General features: G+C 71.7%; 13 protein-coding genes and 1 tRNA gene. 5 read left to right on the top strand and 9 right to left on the bottom strand.

Annotated elements, in window-relative coordinates:
- Nucleotides 1–7: 7 nt before the first annotated feature.
- From EST92_RS04415 to EST92_RS04405, 3 genes are all read left to right on the top strand, one after another.
- Nucleotides 8–700 carry a response regulator transcription factor gene (locus tag EST92_RS04415; protein WP_129279614.1) on the top strand — a complete coding sequence of 231 codons (693 nt, stop codon included), beginning with the start codon at nt 8–10 and terminating at the stop codon, nt 698–700.
- Entirely contained in the window at nt 697–2,097 is a 1,401-nt protein-coding gene (locus EST92_RS04410; protein ID WP_129279613.1) for a HAMP domain-containing sensor histidine kinase, read from the top strand. Before EST92_RS04415 ends, EST92_RS04410 begins: the two co-directional genes overlap by 4 nt.
- 209 nt (nt 2,098–2,306) lie before the next feature.
- The gene (locus EST92_RS04405; RefSeq protein WP_174243920.1) at nt 2,307–3,356 is read left to right on the top strand and encodes a chitinase; all 1,050 of its coding nucleotides are present in this window, start codon (nt 2,307–2,309) and stop codon (nt 3,354–3,356) included.
- A 412-nt stretch (nt 3,357–3,768) separates the two neighbouring features.
- Here the strand turns inward: EST92_RS04405 and EST92_RS04400 are convergent.
- The 3 genes from EST92_RS04400 to EST92_RS04390 form a co-directional block, all read right to left on the bottom strand.
- Nucleotides 3,769–3,844 (bottom strand) — tRNA-His (locus EST92_RS04400).
- A gap of 160 nt (nt 3,845–4,004) precedes the next feature.
- Nucleotides 4,005–4,625, bottom strand: a complete 621-nt coding sequence (orn, locus tag EST92_RS04395) for an oligoribonuclease (protein ID WP_129279612.1) — start codon at nt 4,623–4,625, stop codon at nt 4,005–4,007.
- Between the two features lie 5 nt (nt 4,626–4,630).
- The gene (locus EST92_RS04390; RefSeq protein ID WP_129244692.1) at nt 4,631–5,917 is read right to left on the bottom strand and encodes a helix-turn-helix domain-containing protein; all 1,287 of its coding nucleotides are present in this window, start codon (nt 5,915–5,917) and stop codon (nt 4,631–4,633) included.
- A 1,022-nt stretch (nt 5,918–6,939) separates the two neighbouring features.
- Here EST92_RS04390 and EST92_RS04380 point away from each other — a divergent pair.
- Nucleotides 6,940–7,461 carry a universal stress protein gene (locus EST92_RS04380; RefSeq protein WP_006605445.1) on the top strand — a complete coding sequence of 174 codons (522 nt, stop codon included), beginning with the start codon at nt 6,940–6,942 and terminating at the stop codon, nt 7,459–7,461.
- Nucleotides 7,462–7,655: 194 nt separating this feature from the next.
- Here the strand turns inward: EST92_RS04380 and EST92_RS04375 are convergent, their stop codons facing one another.
- The 3 genes from EST92_RS04375 to EST92_RS04365 all read right to left on the bottom strand — a co-directional run bounded on the left by EST92_RS04375 (nt 7,656) and on the right by EST92_RS04365 (nt 11,505).
- Nucleotides 7,656–8,747: a tyrosinase family protein gene (locus tag EST92_RS04375; protein ID WP_161981697.1), complete on the bottom strand. Its 1,092-nt coding sequence runs from the start codon at nt 8,745–8,747 to the stop codon at nt 7,656–7,658.
- Between the two features lie 576 nt (nt 8,748–9,323).
- Nucleotides 9,324–11,153, bottom strand: a complete 1,830-nt coding sequence (glmS, locus tag EST92_RS04370) for a glutamine--fructose-6-phosphate transaminase (isomerizing) (RefSeq protein ID WP_129279610.1) — start codon at nt 11,151–11,153, stop codon at nt 9,324–9,326.
- Between the two features lie 61 nt (nt 11,154–11,214).
- Nucleotides 11,215–11,505 (bottom strand): hypothetical protein, encoded by a 291-nt coding sequence (locus tag EST92_RS04365; RefSeq protein WP_129279609.1) that lies wholly within the window; start codon nt 11,503–11,505, stop codon nt 11,215–11,217.
- 188 nt (nt 11,506–11,693) lie between these two features.
- Between EST92_RS04365 and EST92_RS04360 the strand changes: the two genes are divergently transcribed.
- On the top strand, nt 11,694–13,295 hold the full coding sequence (locus EST92_RS04360) for a beta-N-acetylhexosaminidase (RefSeq protein WP_129279608.1): 1,602 nt from the start codon (nt 11,694–11,696) through the stop codon (nt 13,293–13,295).
- 42 nt (nt 13,296–13,337) lie between these two features.
- On the opposite strand, the gene EST92_RS04355 is transcribed toward EST92_RS04360, so the two are convergent.
- The 3 genes from EST92_RS04355 to EST92_RS04345 are packed head-to-tail and all read right to left on the bottom strand — an operon-like array spanning nt 13,338 to nt 17,445.
- A complete protein-coding gene (locus tag EST92_RS04355) occupies nt 13,338–14,492 on the bottom strand; it encodes an acyl-CoA dehydrogenase family protein (RefSeq protein WP_174243918.1) in 1,155 nt (384 codons plus the stop codon).
- A gap of 5 nt (nt 14,493–14,497) precedes the next feature.
- Entirely contained in the window at nt 14,498–15,439 is a 942-nt protein-coding gene (locus tag EST92_RS04350; RefSeq protein WP_129279607.1) for a hydroxymethylglutaryl-CoA lyase, read from the bottom strand.
- Nucleotides 15,436–17,445 (bottom strand): biotin carboxylase N-terminal domain-containing protein, encoded by a 2,010-nt coding sequence (locus tag EST92_RS04345; RefSeq protein WP_129279606.1) that lies wholly within the window; start codon nt 17,443–17,445, stop codon nt 15,436–15,438. The genes EST92_RS04350 and EST92_RS04345 overlap by 4 nt, the downstream gene beginning before the upstream one ends.
- Between the last annotated feature and the right edge of the window lie 11 nt (nt 17,446–17,456).

The raw sequence follows: 17,456 nt of genomic DNA, 5'->3' as shown, positions 1-17,456 counted from the left end.
GCCGCCCATGGCACGTGTGCTCGTGGTCGAGGACGACCAGTTCGTACGCTCGGCGTTGATCCGGCATCTGACCGAGGCCGCCCATACGGTGCGCAGCGTCGGCACCGCTCTGGAGGCGCTGCGCGAGGTGGCACAGGTCGGCTTCGACGTGGTCGTCCTCGACCTCGGCCTGCCCGATCTGGACGGCGGCGAGGCGCTGAAGATGCTGCGCGGGATCACCGATGTGCCCGTGATCATCGCCACAGCCCGGGACGACGAGGCCGAGATCGTCCGGCTGCTCAACGACGGCGCCGACGACTATCTCACCAAGCCGTTCTCCGTCGAGCACCTCTCGGCGCGGATGGCGGCCGTCCTGCGCCGCTCCCGGGTCACCGCCTCCGGCGCGGAACCGCCCTCACGGGTGATCCGGGTCGGCGGCCTGTCCATCGACCCGCTGCGCCGGCAGGCCGAACTCGACGGCACCGCACTCGACTTGACCCGCCGGGAATTCGATCTGCTGGCCTTCCTCGCCGAGCGGCCCGGTGTCGTCGTCGCCCGCAAGGAACTCCTCGCCGAGGTCTGGCAGCAGTCCTACGGCGACGACCAGACCATCGACGTCCATCTGTCCTGGCTGCGCCGCAAGCTGGGGGAGACCGCGGCGCGGCCCCGGTACCTGCACACCCTGCGCGGCGTCGGCGTGAAGCTGGAGCCGCCGCGGTGAGATGGGCCCTGGTCAAGGTGGCGCTGGCGGTCACCACCATGGTCGTGGTCGCGTTCGCCGTCCCCCTCGGCCTCGTCGTCAAGGAACTGGCCCGCGACCGCGCGTACTCCAACGCCGAGCGGCAGGCCGCCACGATCGGTCCGGTCCTCGCCATCACCACCGACCGCACCCAGCTCGAACGGGCCGTCGCCAGCGCCGAGACCGGCCCCGGCGGCCGGATCGGCGTCCATGTGCCGGCGAGCGGCCGGAACGGCAGGCCCGCCGAGATCGGCGCCCGGCGCGCGGCGGAGGCGGACGTGGCAGCCGCCGTGAAGCTCGGCCGGGCCTCCATCTCCCCGGTCCGCGGCGGCTCCGCGCTCCTGCAGCCGACCGCCGTTGCCTCCGGGATCGCGGTCGTGGAGGTCTTCGTCCCCGACGCGGCCCTCACCAACGGCGTCACCACCTCCTGGGTGGTGCTGGCCGGCGTCGGCCTGGCGCTGGTCATCGGCTCGGTCGCGGTCGCCGACCGGCTCGGCACCCGCATGGTGCGCCCCGCGCAGCGGCTGGCCGGCGCCGCTCATGACCTCGGCCGGGGCAAGCTCGGCGTACGCGTCCAGGAGGACGGGCCCACGGAACTACGGCTGGCCGCCAGCGCCTTCAACTCCATGGCCGACCAGGTCGTCCAACTCCTGGCCAACGAACGCGAGCTGGCCGCCGACCTCTCGCACCGGCTGCGCACCCCGCTGACCGTGCTCCGGCTCAACGCCGCCTCGCTCGGCGACACCCCGGCCGCCGAGCAGACCCGGGCCGCCGTCGCCCAGCTGGAACGGGAGGTCGACCAGATCATCCGCACCGTCCGCGAGCAGAAGGCCCAGACCCAGCAGACAGCCACCGCGGCCGGTTGTGACGCGGCCGAGGTGATCCGTGAGCGGATGGGCTTCTGGTCCGCGCTCGCCGAGGACGAGGGCCGCACCGTGCGCATCGCCGGTGCCGACCGCCCCGTACGGGTCCCGGTCGCCCGCCCCGAACTCGCCGCCGCCCTGGACGCGATGCTCGGCAACGTCTTCCGGCACACCCCCGAGGGCACCGCCTTCGCGGTCGACGTCCACAACGCGGACGAGGCGGTGATCGTGCTGGTCTCGGACGCCGGCCCGGGCATCGCCGACCCGGACGCCGCGCTGCGCCGCGGCCACGGCGGAGGCGGGGAGGGCTCCACCGGCCTCGGCCTGGACATCGTGCGGCGGCTGGCCGAATCCACCGGCGGCGATGTCCGCCTGGGCCGTTCCGTCCTCGGCGGCACCGAGGTGCGGGTCTGGCTGGCCCTGGACGACCGGCGCGCCCGCCAGGGCGGACGGCGCGGGCACCGGCTGCGCCGCACCCTCGGCCGCCGTCGGCGGGCCGCGCGCTCCGGCTCCTGACCGCCCGCCCGGCGGGGCAGGTGCCGGGCATCCGGCCGGGGCATGTGCCCCTGGCTCTTAACCACCCCCTTCCGCTTCCTTAAGGCGGTCATAAGTCCCCCAACCTCCGCACCATTACCGACATTTGTCCGTTTCCCTGGCGCTAGCGTGCGGGACGCACCACGGTGCACCCCCACCCCACCCCCCACGTGACGACAGGCAGGCACGAGATGACTTCCTCGGCACACCGCCGGCGCAAGAGCCGCACCACCCAGCTGATCGTGATCGGCGCCGCCGCCGTGGTCGCGGCGGGCGGTGCCGTCGCCGTCGCCGGCGGCGCCATGGCCGCCAAGGCCCCGCGGACCGCCGGCGCCACCGCCAAGGCCGCCGCCGGCTTCGCCCCGTATGTCGACACCTCGCTGACCCCCGCCTACGATCTGCCCGGCACCGTGCGGAAGACCGGGGTGAAGAACTTCACCCTCGCCTTCATCACCTCCGGCGGCGGTTGCGACCCCAAGTGGGGCGGCTCCGGCGAGCTCGGCAACGACGCGGTGGCCCAGCAGATACCCGCGCTGCGCAAGGCCGGCGGCGACGCCCGGGTCTCCTTCGGCGGCGCCACCGGTTCCGAACTCGCCCTGGTCTGCGGCTCCGCGGACCAGTTGGCCGCCGCGTACGGCAAGGTCATCGACCAGTTCAAGCTCACCAAGGCCGACTTCGACATCGAGGGCGGCGCCCTGCCCGACGCCGCCGCCAACACCCGCCGCGCCCAGGCCATCGCCCAGCTCCAGAAGACCCACCCCGGCCTGGACGTCTCCTTCACCCTGCCGGTCATGCCCGAGGGCCTGACGCAGGACGGGGTGAACCTGGTCGCCGACGCCAAGAAGAACGGCGTCAAGATCTCCGCCGTCAACATCATGGCGATGGACTACGGCGCTTCCTACAGCGGCGACATGGGCACCTACGCCACCCAGGCCGCCACCGCCACCCAGGGCCAGCTCAAGAAGGCGCTCGGGCTGCGCGACGCGGCCGCCTGGAAGACCGTGGCCGTGACTCCGATGATCGGCGTCAACGACGTCCAGCAGGAGGTCTTCCGGCTCGACGACGCCAAGCAGCTGGTGGCGTTCGCCAAGGCCAAGCACCTGGGCGGCCTGTCGATGTGGTCCTCGACCCGCGACCGGCCCTGCCCGGGCGGCCCGGCCCCCTCGGCGCAGCCGACCTGCAGCTCCATCGACCAGCAGCCGCTGGACTTCACCAAGGCCTTCGGGGCCTACACCGGCTGACCCCCCCCCCGGCGGCCCGGGCGCCGGCCCGGACCGCCCCCCCCCACGGCGGGGCGCGGCGGCCCCCCCCTCCCGCCGCGCCCCGCCGCTGCGTCCTTAGAGCGGCCCACCGGCCCGGACGGCCCCGCACTGCACCGCTCCGCCGCACGGAAGACGACGGGGCGGTGTGCCTGTCTGCCGCCCCGGGAAGATCCTCGTGTCCGCTATGCCCGGACTGTCCATTCGGGGACGCATCGCGCCGTCGGCGGCCGTACCGCCCGGGGGGCCTCCACCGCGCCCCCCCCGCGAAGATCACCCTCACCCGCCCGAACCCCACGGTGACCACCGGCGACGCTCTCGACCCGTCCTCCGGCCCCTTGCCCTCGGGCCGACAAACGCCAAGGCCCCCGACCTGAGGTCGGGGGCCTTGAAGTGGGGTGAGTAACGGGACTTGAACCCGCGACATCCTGGACCACAACCAGGTGCTCTACCAGCTGAGCTATACCCACCATGACCGGTGCTGTGTGGTTCTTTTTCCCCACCGGCTGAGAAAAAGTGTACAGGGTCCCGAGGGGTGCTCGCGCCCAGGTTTTGCGTCCCGGGACCGAGGGCGTGTCGTGCGGGTCACGGCGGACCCGCAAGGAACCACACGACACGCACCCCCACGGCTCACTGTGGCGTGGACTGCGGCTCAGCAGGAAGGACGTGCTTGGCGGCGATGGCCTTCGCGGTGTCCGAGTCGGGTCCGGGCTGCGGTACGAAGACCGCCTCGCGGTAGTAGCGCAGCTCCGCGATGGATTCGCGGATGTCCGCCAGCGCCCGGTGGTTGCCGTTCTTGTCCGGACTGTTGAAGTACGCCCGCGGGAACCAGCGCCGGGCCAGTTCCTTCACGGACGAGACGTCGACGATCCGGTAATGCAGATAGCTTTCCAGCGTCGGCATGTCGCGCAGCAGGAAGCCGCGGTCGGTGCCGACGGAGTTGCCGCACAGCGGCGCCTTCCCCGGCTCCGGCACATGCTGCTTGATGTACGCAAGCACCTGCGCCTCGGCCGCCTCCAGCGTCGTCCCGCAGTCCAGCTCCTCCAGCAGCCCGGAGGCGGTGTGCATCTGGCGCACCACCTCCGGCATGGTGCCGAGCGACTCGGCGGGAGGGCGGATCACCACATCCACCCCGTCGCCCAGCACATTCAGCTCGGAGTCGGTGACCAGGGCGGCCACCTCGATGAGCGCGTCATTCGCCAGCGAGAGTCCGGTCATCTCGCAGTCGATCCACACCATGCGATCGTTCATACATCTCACCCTACGGGGCGCTCGCGCTGTCCGGGCAGCACGGGGCGGGCCGGTCCTCGCCCGACGGCGGCCTCCGCCAGCCGGGAGGCATAGCCCTCCGGCTGCGGTTTGCCCGCCTCGCCCGGTTCCGCGGTCGCCAGACCGTGGCCGGCCAGCGCGGCGGCGGAGAACCGGTCCCCGCCGCTCGCACCCAGCGCCGCCCGCTCGCGCTCCGGCCGCTCGGCGCGGTCGGCCCGCTCCGGCCTGAGCGCGGGCTCGGGTGCCCCGTGCGGCCGGCGCGCGCGGTAGGCCGCACGGTAGGCCGCGGGTGAGGCGCCCAGCTGCCGCCGGAAATGGCCACGCAGCGCCACCGGCGAGCGGAAACCGCAGCGCCCCGCGACCTCGTCCACCGAGTAGTCGGAGGTCTCCAGCAGCCGCTGGGCCTGCAGGACCCGCTGGGTGATCAACCACTGGAGCGGAGCGCTTCCGGTCAGGGAGCGGAAGCGCCGGTCGAAGGTGCGCCGGCTCATGTACGCGCGCGCCGCGAGCGTCTCCACGTCGAACTGCTCGTGGAGGTGCTCCAGCGCCCAGGCGACGACCTCGGCGAGCGGGTCGGCGCCGATCTCTTCAGGTAATGACCTGTCGAGGTAGCGCTGGTGCCCCATGTCGGACGCGGTCCGGCGGGGCGGCACGACGAGCCGGCGGGCCAGCGCGTTCGCGGCGTCCGCGCCGTGGTCGGTGCGCACGATGTGCAGACACAGGTCGATGCCTGCCGCCGTTCCCGCGGAGGTGAGCACATCGCCGTCGTCGACGAAGAGCTCGCGGGGGTCCACATGGACGGACGGATAACGCTTGGCGAGCGTCGGCGCGTACATCCAGTGGGTCGTGGCCGGCCGGCCGTCGAGGAGTCCGGCCGCGGCGAGGACGAACGCCCCCGTGCACAGCCCGACGATTCTGGCCCCTTCTTCATGCGCGCGGCGCAGCGCGTCGAGCGCGGCGGGCGGCGGGGCCTGGGTGATGGAACGCCAGGCCGGTACGACGACAGTCCCGGCACGGGAGATCGCCTCCAGCCCGTAGGGGGCCGACAGTTCGAGCCCCCCGGTCGTGCGCAAAGGCGCATCTTCGCCCGCGCACACAAGTAGCCGGTACCGCGGCACGCCTGCGTCCTGGCGGTCGATGCCGAAGACCGAGAGCGGAATGGAGCTCTCGAAAATGGGGCCGCCGCTGAAGAGGAGCACCGCGACTATTTCGCGGCGTCGTCGGGCGGCGAGCTTGCGTGCGGCATCTGGTACGGCAGCGGAGTCCTGGCTCATGGCACTTAAGCCCCCCTCGGTCGTCTCGCCCTCTCGGTCCTGCACAGTTCCCCCGCCGTTACTACCAAGATCGAATCTACTGTGTTCCGTGAGGATGGAGTGCCAAGTTCACCACCCGCTGGTATGTCGATATGGCAACTTGGCGCGAAGCATTCGATCACGAAGCGTTCCACTCGTCGGGCCTCCATGGGAAGTACGCGTCTCGGCTCTGCCCGTTCGCAGTAGGGCACAACCATGCCCAGCGGTCCTTTCCTCCCTGCTCACACCAGGGTTGAGAGGGGCTCAGGAGAAGGTATGGACCTCGGCCGGAAGTTGGCTGAAAACGGTCGCGCGCGGACTTGCGGAGGCCTCAGTTGACCGGCGTACGCCCTCCGGAATGGCGCCCGCCCCCGTGCGCTGCCGGACCCGGACGTCCCGTTCTGTCCCGGTGTCTTCCGAAGTCGCGCACCCGGACCCGCGCGGCGGCCCGTTCGGATTGCCGCAACAGTGCGCGACAGACGCAGGTCACCGCGCCCAGGCCGGCGGCCGCGCCGACCGCGCCGGCCCAGGAGGCACCGCTGAGGATCAAAACGAAGGGCACCAGGGCGCAGCTGAACGCGCCCCAGCGCACCACATCGCTCACCGGGTCGGGTGATCTGTCGGACGGCAACGGCACCATGTGCTCCCCTCGGACGGGCTGCTGGATACAACGCCGCCGACGATCATGGGTCACCGTCAGAGGGTACGTACGGGGGCAGGCCGGGGCATTGCCATCCGCGCCACGCTCCGGCATGCTCCGGGGAACGTTCGAGGCCCCACCCGGCTCGCGTGGGCGCTTCGCGTCCCCGGCGTGCTCTGGGCAGCGGGGGAGTGGCGCCGTACTCTTGGGGTATCGGGTTGGGAAGATGATTCCCAGTCGTATTGTTCCTCTTTGAACTATGGCTCCCGGACCTCGATCGAGCCAGCTCAGTCAACTGCCGGATCAAGTCAATCGCTGTTCCCCGTTCGCCCCTCCGCAAGAGGACGCCCTCGCCGAGACATCCATGGCCGGTCACGAAATCCCCGAACCCGCGGACCGCAAGCAGGTCGCCGATCCGATGGCGGACCTCGAAGCGGCGGAAAAGACGCGCCACTCCTGCGACCCTGCGTTCCGTCATGGCGTCGTGGTCGGCTTCGACGGCTCCATGTCGAGCGAGCGGGCATTGGCGTATGCAATCGGTATGGCCCGGCGCCTCGGCTCCGGGTTGATCATCGTCCATGTGGCCAACCGGCTGCCGACGACCGTCTGGGCGGGCTGTGAGCCCCCGGTCTTCGTGGACGTACCGGATCACCGCACCGAAGTCCTCGGCCTGGAGCTGGCCTGTGCCGATCATCTCTCCGAGGTCCCCTGGATCCTCGTCGAGCGCGGCGGTGACATCTGTCACGAGCTGGAAGAGGTCGGCCAGGAGTACGAGGCCGACGCGATCGTGGTCGGCTCCACGCACGGCCTGGTCGGCCGGATCTTCGGCTCGGTCGCCGGGCGGCTGGCCCGCCGGGCGCAGCGCCCGGTCATCGTGATCCCCTGACGGATCTCTGACGACCCCTGGCGCATCCCTGACGGGGATTCGGCAGTACGCGCGGGAAGACCGACGGAGTAGGCGCTGAGCTGCGAGATGCCGGCCGCGCGTGACTCGGCCCGGTGCCCCCGAAGCTACGGCCAGGTGCCAATTCCCCCGGCCGTAGCCAGCAGTGGGGAGCCGTATGGGAGGCCTTCCGGCGGTCATGCGTAGCGGTAGCCGAGGGCACGGATGTCCTGCACGCTCCTGATGGTCTTGTACCTGCTGTAGGGGGCGAGTACGTCGAACCGGTCGTCGAGGTTCTGCGGGCGCGGTCCGCCGGAGACCGGCCGGTAGCCGTCGGGGTGCTTCTCCTGCCATTGGGCCCAGATGCGGTCGACGTTCGAGTGCAGATGCCAGAAGAGGGGGTCGTTGGGCGCGGACGCCGGGACGATCGTGCCGTAGACGGCCCCGGTCAGTCCGAGCTGCGAGGCCAGGTAGCCCTCGCCGTGGACTGTGACGGCGCTGCTGGGCGTGAACATGCCGCCGACGTAGAAGTGGACGCGGTTGTGGTTGGCGACCGAGATCTTGGACACGTCGCCCCCGGTGGTGGGCTGCATGATGTCGTCGACGCACACGCCGTGGCCTTCGAAGCCGATCCACCCCTCCCAGTATTGCCGGAAGCTCTGCTCAGGGTCGGAGGACAGGTCCCACGGCGGGAGGTCGTACACCGGCCGGGACAGGGCCGTCCGCATGTCGGCCGCGGTGGGCAGGTCCGGGGCGATCGAGGCCGTCCCCGGGGCCCGGACCAGGTACCGGAACTGCGCCGGGTCGTCCGACGGCGGGCCGTGGACCGTCAGTTCCCACGATCCGCGGCGGAACGGCCCCGACAGCACCGCGTAGTCGTCCTGCGGCGCGCCGTACGGCCCCATGAAGTCGTCGGCCAGCACCGCGTCGGTCGACGACTGGTCCGTCCAGTCCCAGTAGGGGACGGCGATCGGCTTGCCTGCCGCTCGGGCAAGGCCGGCCTCGAAGAGGAGCATGAGGGCCCGGTGCCAGGGCAGGAACACCGGTGACATGTGGCCATACAGACCGCACCGGTGGACCTGGAGATGCCAGCTGGTGATCTCGTCGTAGTAGCTCAGGCGCGCGGAGTACGGCGACGGCATCCGCTTCAGTCGGTGCACTGCCTCGACGTACTCGCCCTTCTCCTTGCGCGTCAGGTCCTTGACGTCCCTGCGCACCAGCACATGCCGGGGCGGACCGTCCGCTTCCCTGGCCCAGGCCCGGGCGGCCGAGCCCACCAGCCCTTCCAAGGCAAGAGCGGCCCCTGCCGAGGACCGCAGAAAGCTCCTGCGGGATCCGCTCCCGCCCCGGTCACCGCGTCCACTTCCTGCCGACCACGCCTCTGCGCCCACCAGGGCCCTCCGATCCGTCAGCCCTACCCGCGAGACATCCGGCGGTGCGAGCGGCCCTGCACACGGGCCGAGACCGCCGGGAACCGCGCCGCCGAGCACTTCCCCGCACCTGCCGACCCCACAGTCCCACCGGCACAGCGCCTTCATGCAGCACGCCCCGCCACAGCACCGATCAATCACCCGGCGGACCTAAACGCCTGATCGGGCGTCATGGGGATTGTGCGCAGGCGCATTTCGCCGGCCTGTGGGAGGTGGATTGTGCGCTTGTGAGGGGTAGAAAACGGTCACGTGGGCGCGCCGCGTGACGGGCCCGGCGGCCGCGCACACGGCAACTGCGTGCTGCCGCCCGGGTGGTGACGGTTCCCGGAGTGGCGGCATCCTGCCGGCGTATGGGCGACGCCGGCGCAGGGGAGGCGGCGGCTCCGTGCGCAAGGTGGCGCGCACGGAGCCGCTGGGCGGGAGGCCTCGGGTGGGTTATTCGACCGTGACGGACTTGGCCAGGTTCCGGGGCTTGTCGATGTCGCGGCCGAGGGCCAATGCCGTGTGGTAGGCGAGGAGTTGGAGCGGGATGCCCATCAGGATCGGGTCCAGCTCGGGCTCGTTCTTGGGGACGACGATGGTGTGGTCGGCCTTCTCCTGCTCCTGGTGCGCGACGGCCAGGATGCGGCCGCTGCGGGCCTTGATCTCCTCCAGGGCGGCGCGGTTCTTCTCCAGCAGGTCGTCGTCCGGGACGATCGCCACGGTGGGCATGGCGGGCTCGATGAGGGCCAGCGGGCCGTGCTTGAGCTCCGAGGCCGGGTAGGCCTCGGCGTGGATGTAGGAGACCTCCTTGAGCTTCAGGGAGGCCTCACGGGCCACGGGGTAGCCGCGTACCCGGCCGATGAACATCATCGACTTGGCGTCCGCGTAGGCGGCCGACAGCTTCTTGATCTCTTCCTCGCCCTTGAGGATCTCGTCGATCTGGCCGGGCAGCTTGCGCAGGCCCTCGATGATCCGCTTGCCGTCCGCGACCGAGAGGTCACGGATCCGGCCCAGGTGCAGGGCGAGCAGCGCGAAGGAGACCACCATGTTGGTGAAGCACTTGGTGGAGACGACGCAGACCTCGGGGCCCGCGTGGACGTAGATGCCGCCGTCGGTCTCCCGGGCGATCGCCGAGCCGACCACGTTCACCAGGCCCAGCACCCGCGCGCCCTTGCGCTTGAGCTCCTGGACGGCCGCCAGGACGTCGTAGGTCTCGCCGGACTGGGAGACCGCGACGTAGAGGGTGTCGGGGTCGACGACAGGGTTGCGGTAGCGGAACTCGGAGGCCGGCTCGGCGTCCGAGGGGATGCGGGCCAGCTCCTCGATCATCTGGGCGCCGATCTGGCCCGCGTGGTACGAGGTGCCGCAGCCCAGGATCTTGACCCGGCGCACCCCGCGCGCCTCGCGGGCGTCGAGGTTCAGGCCGCCGAGGTGCACGGTGGAGAAGCGGTCGTCGATCCGGCCGCGCAGCGCGCGGTCCACCGCGTCCGCCTGCTCGGAGATCTCCTTGTGCATGTAGGTGTCGTGGCCGCCCATGTCGTACGACTCGGCCGCGTACTCGACGGTCTCCGGCGTCGCCGTCGTCCGCGAGCCCTCGGTGGTGTACGTGCGGTAGTCGTCGGCCTTGAGAGTGGCCATCTCGCCGTCGTCGAGGGTGACGACCTGGCGGGTGTGCGAGACCAGCGCGGCGACGTCCGAGGAGACGAACATCTCGTGCTCGCCGATGCCGAGGACGACCGGGGAGCCGTTGCGGGCGACCACGATCCGGTCGGGGAAGTCGGCGTGGAGGACGGCGATGCCGTAGGTGCCCTCGATGTGCCGCAGGGCCTCGCGGACCCGCTCCTCCAGCTTTTCGGCGTCGGAACGGGCGATGAGGTGGGCGAGGACCTCGGTGTCGGTCTCGGAGGCGAAGGTGATGCCGTCGGCGAGGAGCTTGGCGCGCAGTTCGGCGGCGTTGTCGATGATGCCGTTGTGGACGACCGCGACCTTGCCCTCGGTGTCCAGGTGCGGGTGGGCGTTCTCGTCGGTCGGCGCGCCGTGGGTGGCCCAGCGGGTGTGCGCGATGCCGGTGTGGCCCGCGAAGCGCTTCGGCAGGCGGGACTCCAGCTCGCGAACCCGGCCCTTGGCCTTGGCGGTCTTCAGGCCGCCCGCGGCCTTGCCGGTGCCCTTGGCGTGGATGGCGATGCCCGCCGAGTCGTAGCCGCGGTACTCCAGGCGCTGCAGGCCCTCCAGGAGCAGCGGAGCGACATCACGTTTGCCGATGTAGCCGACGATCCCGCACATACAGTGACCCTCCGAGAAAATGGTGTGGCAATGGTCGTGCCCGGCGCCCGTGGCGGGGGCGTCAGCCGTAGACGAGGCGGCGCAGCTGGCGGGCCGAGAGAGCGGGCGGGGCCACGGCGCGGTGCGGCATCTCGTGGCGGATCCGCTCGAAGATCTCCTCGTTGCGCAGTCCCTGGGACTGCAGCTCCCGATGGCGGCGGCGGACGAATTCCTCCGTCGTCTCGTCGAAGTACGCGAGCACGTCCAGCACCACCCGGGCGGCCTCACCGCGCTGCAGCGGCGTGCTGCGCACCAGGTGGTCCACCAGGTCTTCGTGCGGCGCCTCTGCGCTGCGGTTACGGCGTTCGAGCACCCGTCGATATTGCTTGGCGGCGCGAGGAATCGCAAGAAATCTGCCCGCTATCGGGCACATCCCCGGTTTGGCGGCCGGAAACTGGTCTGAACCTTGACCGGATCAGAGGGTCACGGTACGCATGGTCACCGTTCGGTCGCTCCATGCCATGCACGATGCCATGCACGACGTTGCCGAAGGGATCGTCGATGAGACGACGCAGACTGCTGTTCTCCCTGCTGCTGGTCGCCGCGGCGGGGCTGGGAACCGCCGCCGTACCCCCGCAGGGCGCCACCGGAGCCACCGCCCGGGCCGCCACCCCCCTGGACCAGGTCATCCCCGCTCCCGCGTCCGTGCGCGCCGGAGGGGACGCCGTCACCCTCGGTGCGCACACCCCGATCCGCGTCCCGGGCGGCTCCGGCGAGGCCCGGAAGATCGCCGGCCGGCTGGCGGGGCTGCTGCGGCCCGCCACCGGCTTCGCCTTCCCGGTGACCACCAAGGAGGGCCGGGACGGCATCGTGCTGCGGCTCGGCGGCAGCGGCACCGGGGGCCTGGGTGCCGAGGGCTACCGGCTGACCTCCGCCGGCCGTACGGTCACCCTCAGCGCCGCCCGCCCGGCCGGCCTCTTCCACGGCGTCCAGACGCTGCGCCAGCTGCTGCCCGTCGACGGCGGGCGGGGCGCGCGGCGCGAGCCCTGGCGGATCGCCGGCGGCACCATCACCGACGCGCCGCGCTACGCCTACCGCGGGGCGATGCTCGACGTCTCCCGGCACTTCTTCACCGTCGCGCAGGTCAAGCGCTACATCGACCAGCTCGCCATGTACAAGATCAACAAGCTGCATCTGCACCTCTCGGACGACCAGGGCTGGCGGATCGCGGTCAAGTCCTGGCCGCGGCTGGCGACCTACGGCGGCTCCACCCAGGTCGGTGGGGGCCGCGGCGGCTACTACACCAAGGACGACTACCGCGAGATCGTCCGCTATGCCGCCGACCGCTATCTGACCGTCGTCCCCGAGATCGACATGCCCGGCCACACCAACGCCGCGCTCGCCTCCTACGCGGAGCTCAACTGCAACGGCCAGGCCCCGCCGCTCTACACCGGCACCAAGGTCGGCTTCAGCTCGCTGTGCGTGCCGAAGCAGGTGACCTACGACTTCGTGGACGACGTCATCCGCGAGCTGGCGGCCCTGACGCCCGGCAGGTACCTCCACATCGGCGGCGACGAGGCACACTCCACCAGCCATGCGGACTACGTGACCTTCATGGACAAGGTGCAGCCGGTCGTCGCCAAGTACGGCAAGACCGTGGTCGGCTGGCACCAGCTGACCGGAGCGCACCCGGTCAAGGGCGCCGTCGCCCAGTACTGGGGCTATGACAAGACCGGCACGGCGGAGCGCAACCAGGTCGCCGACGCCGCCAGGAACGGCACCCGGCTGATCCTCTCGCCGGCCGACCGCGCCTACCTCGACATGAAGTACGACCGGAACACGCCGCTGGGCCTGTCCTGGGCCGGCTATGTCGACGTCAAGCGCGCCTACGACTGGGACCCGGGCCGCTATCTCGACGGCGCGCCCGCCGATTCCGTCCTCGGCGTCGAGGCACCCCTGTGGTCCGAGACCCTCTCCACCACCGCGCACATCGAGTACATGGCCTTCCCGCGGCTGCCGGGCATCGCCGAGCTGGGTTGGTCCCCGGCGGACAGCCACGACTGGGACGGCTACAAGGTGCGGCTGGCCGCCCAGGGGCCGCGCTGGGACGCCCTGGGCATCAACTACTACCGCTCCCCGGACGTGCCCTGGCCCGGGAAGTGAGCCCGCCGGCCGGGCGTCCGCGGACGCCCGGCCGGTCCGGCGTCAGAGCCCCAGCTCCCGGGCGATCAGCATCCGCTGGACCTCGCTGGTGCCCTCGCCGATCTCCAGGATCTTGGCGTCCCGCCACATCCGGGCGACCGGGTACTCGTTCATGAAGCCGTACCCGCCGTGGATCTGGGTGGCCTCGCGGGCGTTGTCCACCGCGATCTCGGACGAGTAGAGCTTGGCGAGCGCGGCCTCCTTCTTGAACGGCTCGCCGTGCACCAGCCGGGAGGCGGCATGGCGCCAGGACAGCCGGGAGGTGTGGGCGCGCATCTCCATGTCGGCGAGCTTGAACTGGATCGCCTGGTTGCCGCCGATCGGCCGGCCGAAGGCCTGCCGCTCCTTGGCGTAGCGCACCGACTCGTCCACACACCCCTGTGCCAGGCCGGTGGCCAGCGCCGCGATGGCGATCCGGCCCTCGTCGAGGATGCGCAGGAACTGGGCGTAGCCGCGGCCCTCCTCGCCCAGGAGGTTGGCGGCCGGGACCCGTACGTCGGAGAAGGACAGCTCCCGGGTGTCGGAGGCGCTCCAGCCGACCTTGGAGTACGGGGCGCCGACCGTGAAGCCCGGGGTGCCGGACGGCACGATGATCGAGGAGATCAGCGGGGAGCCGTCGGCCTTGCGGCCGGTGACGGCGGTGACCGTGACCAGACCGGTGATGTCCGTACCGGAGTTGGTGATGAAGCACTTGCTGCCGTTGATCACCCAGTCCCCGCCGTCCCGTACTGCGGTGGTACGGGTCGCGCCGGCGTCCGAGCCGCCGTCCGGCTCGGTGAGGCCGAAGGCGCCGAGCACCTCACCGCTGCACAGCTTGGGCAGCCACGCGCGCTTCTGCTCCTCCGTGCCGAAGTGGTAGATCGGCATGGCGCCCAGAGAGACGCCGGCCTCCAGGGTGATGGCCACCGAGGAGTCGACCCGGGCCAACTCCTCCAGGGCGATGCCGAGCGCGAGGTAGTCGCCGCCCATCCCGCCGTACTCCTCGGGGAACGGCAGGCCGAACAGGCCCATCCGGCCCATCTCCTGCACGATCTCGTACGGGAACGCATGCTGCTCGTAATACTCGCCGATCTTCGGGGCGATGACGTCGTGCGCGAACGCCTCGACCGTGCGCCGGAGTTCTTCCAGCTCGGCGGGCAGACGGTGGTCCAGGGACATGAGGGTCACTCCTTGTGGGAGAGGGCACGGAGGGTACGGGAGGGGCTCGGCCGGCCCAGGGCCTTGGCCATCCACACGCTGGTGGCGGTCAGGCGGTCCAGGTCGACCCCGGTCTCGATGCCGAGGCCGTGCAGCATCCACACGAGGTCTTCGGTGGCGAGGTTTCCGGTGGCGCTCTTGGCATACGGGCAGCCGCCGAGGCCGCCCGCCGAGGCGTCGATGGTGGTCACGCCGTGCTGGAGCGCGGCGAAGGTGTTGGCGAGGGCCTGCCCGTAGGTGTCGTGGAAGTGGACGCCCAGGCGGGAGGTGGGCACCCCGGCCTCGTTGAGGGCGGCGAGCAGATGCTGTACATGACCGGGGGTGGCCACGCCGATGGTGTCGCCCAGGCTCAGCTCGTCACAGCCCAGGTCCAGCAGCTCCCGGCAGACCCGGACGGTCTGTGCCACGGGCACCGGGCCCTCCCAGGGGTCGCCGAAGCACATCGAGAGGTAGCCGCGGACATGCACCCCGGCGTCCTTGGCGCGCGCCACGACCGGCGCGAACATCGCCAGGGCCTCGTCGACCGTGCGGTTGAGGTTGGCCTGGGCGAACGACTCGGTGGCGCTGCCGAACACCGCGATCCGGCGGGCGCCCAGGGCGAGCGCACGGTCCAGACCGCGTTCGTTGGGCACCAGGACGGGCAGCCGGTGCGGATCGAGGTCGCTCAGCTGGGGGAACAGCTGCTCCGCGTCGGCGAGTTGGGGCACCCACTTGGGATGGACGAAGCTGGTGGCCTCGACGAGCGGCAGACCCGCCGCGGCGAGGCGGTGGATGAACTCCGCCTTGATCTCCGTCGGAACGACGGTCTGCTCGTTCTGCAGCCCGTCGCGCGCGCCGACCTCATGGATCCGTACGCGGGTGGGCAGCCCCTCCGCGGCAACCTCCATCGGCAGTCCGGTCGCGGTCATGAGGCGCTCTCCTGCCCGCCCTCGGGGGCGCCGGCGGACGCGGCGGCCTCGTCGGGGTCCTCGTGCGGGGCGACCACGGCCAGGATCTGGTCCATGGCGACGGTCGACCCCGCGGTGACGTCCAGTTCGGTGACCCGTCCGGCGTGCGGTGCGGAGATGACGTGTTCCATCTTCATCGCCTCCACGACCAGCAGGCCCTGGCCCGCGGCCACGTCGTCGCCGACGGCGACCTTGACGACGGTGACGGTGCCCGGCATCGGGGCCGCCAGGGTGTCCGCGCCGTGCGCCCCGGCGGCCCCGCGCAGCGCGGCCGCCACCGGGTCGTGGTCGGTCACCTGCCAGGAGTCGCCGTCCCTGCCGAGCCAGTCGCCGGCGCGGTGGAAGCTGTGCACCACGCCGTCGACGGTGACCCGTACCCGGTCCGCGGTGACCTGCGCGTCCTGCGCGTCCGGCCGGACGTCACGGGCGACGGGGTCGTGGCCCGGTACCCGCAGCCAGTGGCGGACGGGGGCGGGCTCGCCGCCGAGCCGGAAGCCGCTGGGCATGGCGAACGGGTCGCGCCAGCCGCCGTCCGCCGGCGGCTCCAGCGCGGCCTGCCGTACCGCCGCGGCCGCCGCGTACACCTCGTCCGGCACCGCGCCGTCGACCAGCCCGGCCGCCTCCCGCTCCACCAGGCCGGTGTCCAGTTCGCCGGAGACCACGTCCGGGTGGGCCAGCAGCCGGCGCAGGAAACCGGCGTTGGTCGTCACGCCGAGGGTGACGGTGTCGGCCAGTGCGGCCCGCAGCCGGCGCAGTGCGGTCGCCCGGTCCGGGCCATGGGCGATGACCTTGGACAGCATCGGGTCGTAGCGGCTGCCGACCTCCCCGCCCTCCGAGAGCCCGGAGTCCGTGCGGACCCCTCCACCTTGCGGCTCGCGCAGCGCCAGCACCGTGCCGCCGGTCGGCAGGAAGTCGCGGGCGGGGTCCTCGGCGCAGATCCGCGCCTCGATGGCGTGCCCGGTCAGGGTGATGTCCTCCTGGGCGCAGGGGAGATGCTCGCCGGCCGCCACCCGCAGCTGCCACTCCACCAGATCGAGGCCGGTGACGAGTTCGGTGACCGGGTGCTCCACCTGGAGACGGGTGTTCATCTCCATGAAGAAGTACGAGGCGGGGTCCTTGCCCGGGACGATGAACTCGACGGTGCCGGCGCCGCGGTAGCCGCAGGAGCGGGCCGCCTGGACGGCCGCCTCGCCCATCGCGGCGCGGGTGGCCTCGTCCAGCAGCACCGAGGGGGCCTCCTCGATGACCTTCTGGTGGCGGCGCTGGAGGGAGCACTCGCGCTCGCCGAGGTGGAGGACGTTGCCGTGGCCGTCGGCCAGGACCTGGATCTCGATGTGCCGGGGCCGGTCGATCCAGCGCTCGACGAGCAGGGTGTCGTCGCCGAAGGAGGAGCGGGCCTCGCGGCGGGCGGAAGCGATCTCGTCGGCCAGCAGCGTCTCCTCGCGGACCAGCCGCATGCCCTTGCCGCCGCCGCCCGCGGACGGCTTGAGCAGCACCGGCATGCCGATCTCCCGGGCCGCGGCGGCCAGTTGCCCGTCGTCCAGGCCGCTGCCCGAGGAGCCGGGGACGACCGGGACACCGGCCGTACGCACCGTCTCCTTGGCGCAGATCTTGTCGCCCATCAGCTCGATGGCCTCGGCGGGCGGGCCGATGAAGACCAGCCCGGCGTCCGCACAGGCACGGGCGAAGGCGGCGTTCTCGGCGAGGAAGCCGTAGCCGGGGTGGACCGCCTGGGCACCGGTGCGGGCGGCCGCCGCCAGCAGCGCCTCCACGGACAGATAGCTCTCGGCGGCCGGGGCCGGGCCGATCCGTACGGCCGTGTCGGCCTCGCGGACGTGCCGGGCCCCGGCGTCCGCGTCGCTGAAGACGGCGACCGAGCGGATGCCGAGGGCGCGCAGGGTGCGGATGACACGGACCGCGATCTCGCCGCGGTTGGCGATGAGCACGGTGTCGAAATTGGTGGCCATACCTGGGGACA

The organism is Streptomyces sp. TM32, assembly GCF_004122755.1.
GTDB lineage: Bacteria > Actinomycetota > Actinomycetes > Streptomycetales > Streptomycetaceae > Streptomyces > Streptomyces sioyaensis.
Note: the sequence above shows the minus strand (reverse complement) of the source record. Positions and strands in the feature narration are given on the sequence as shown.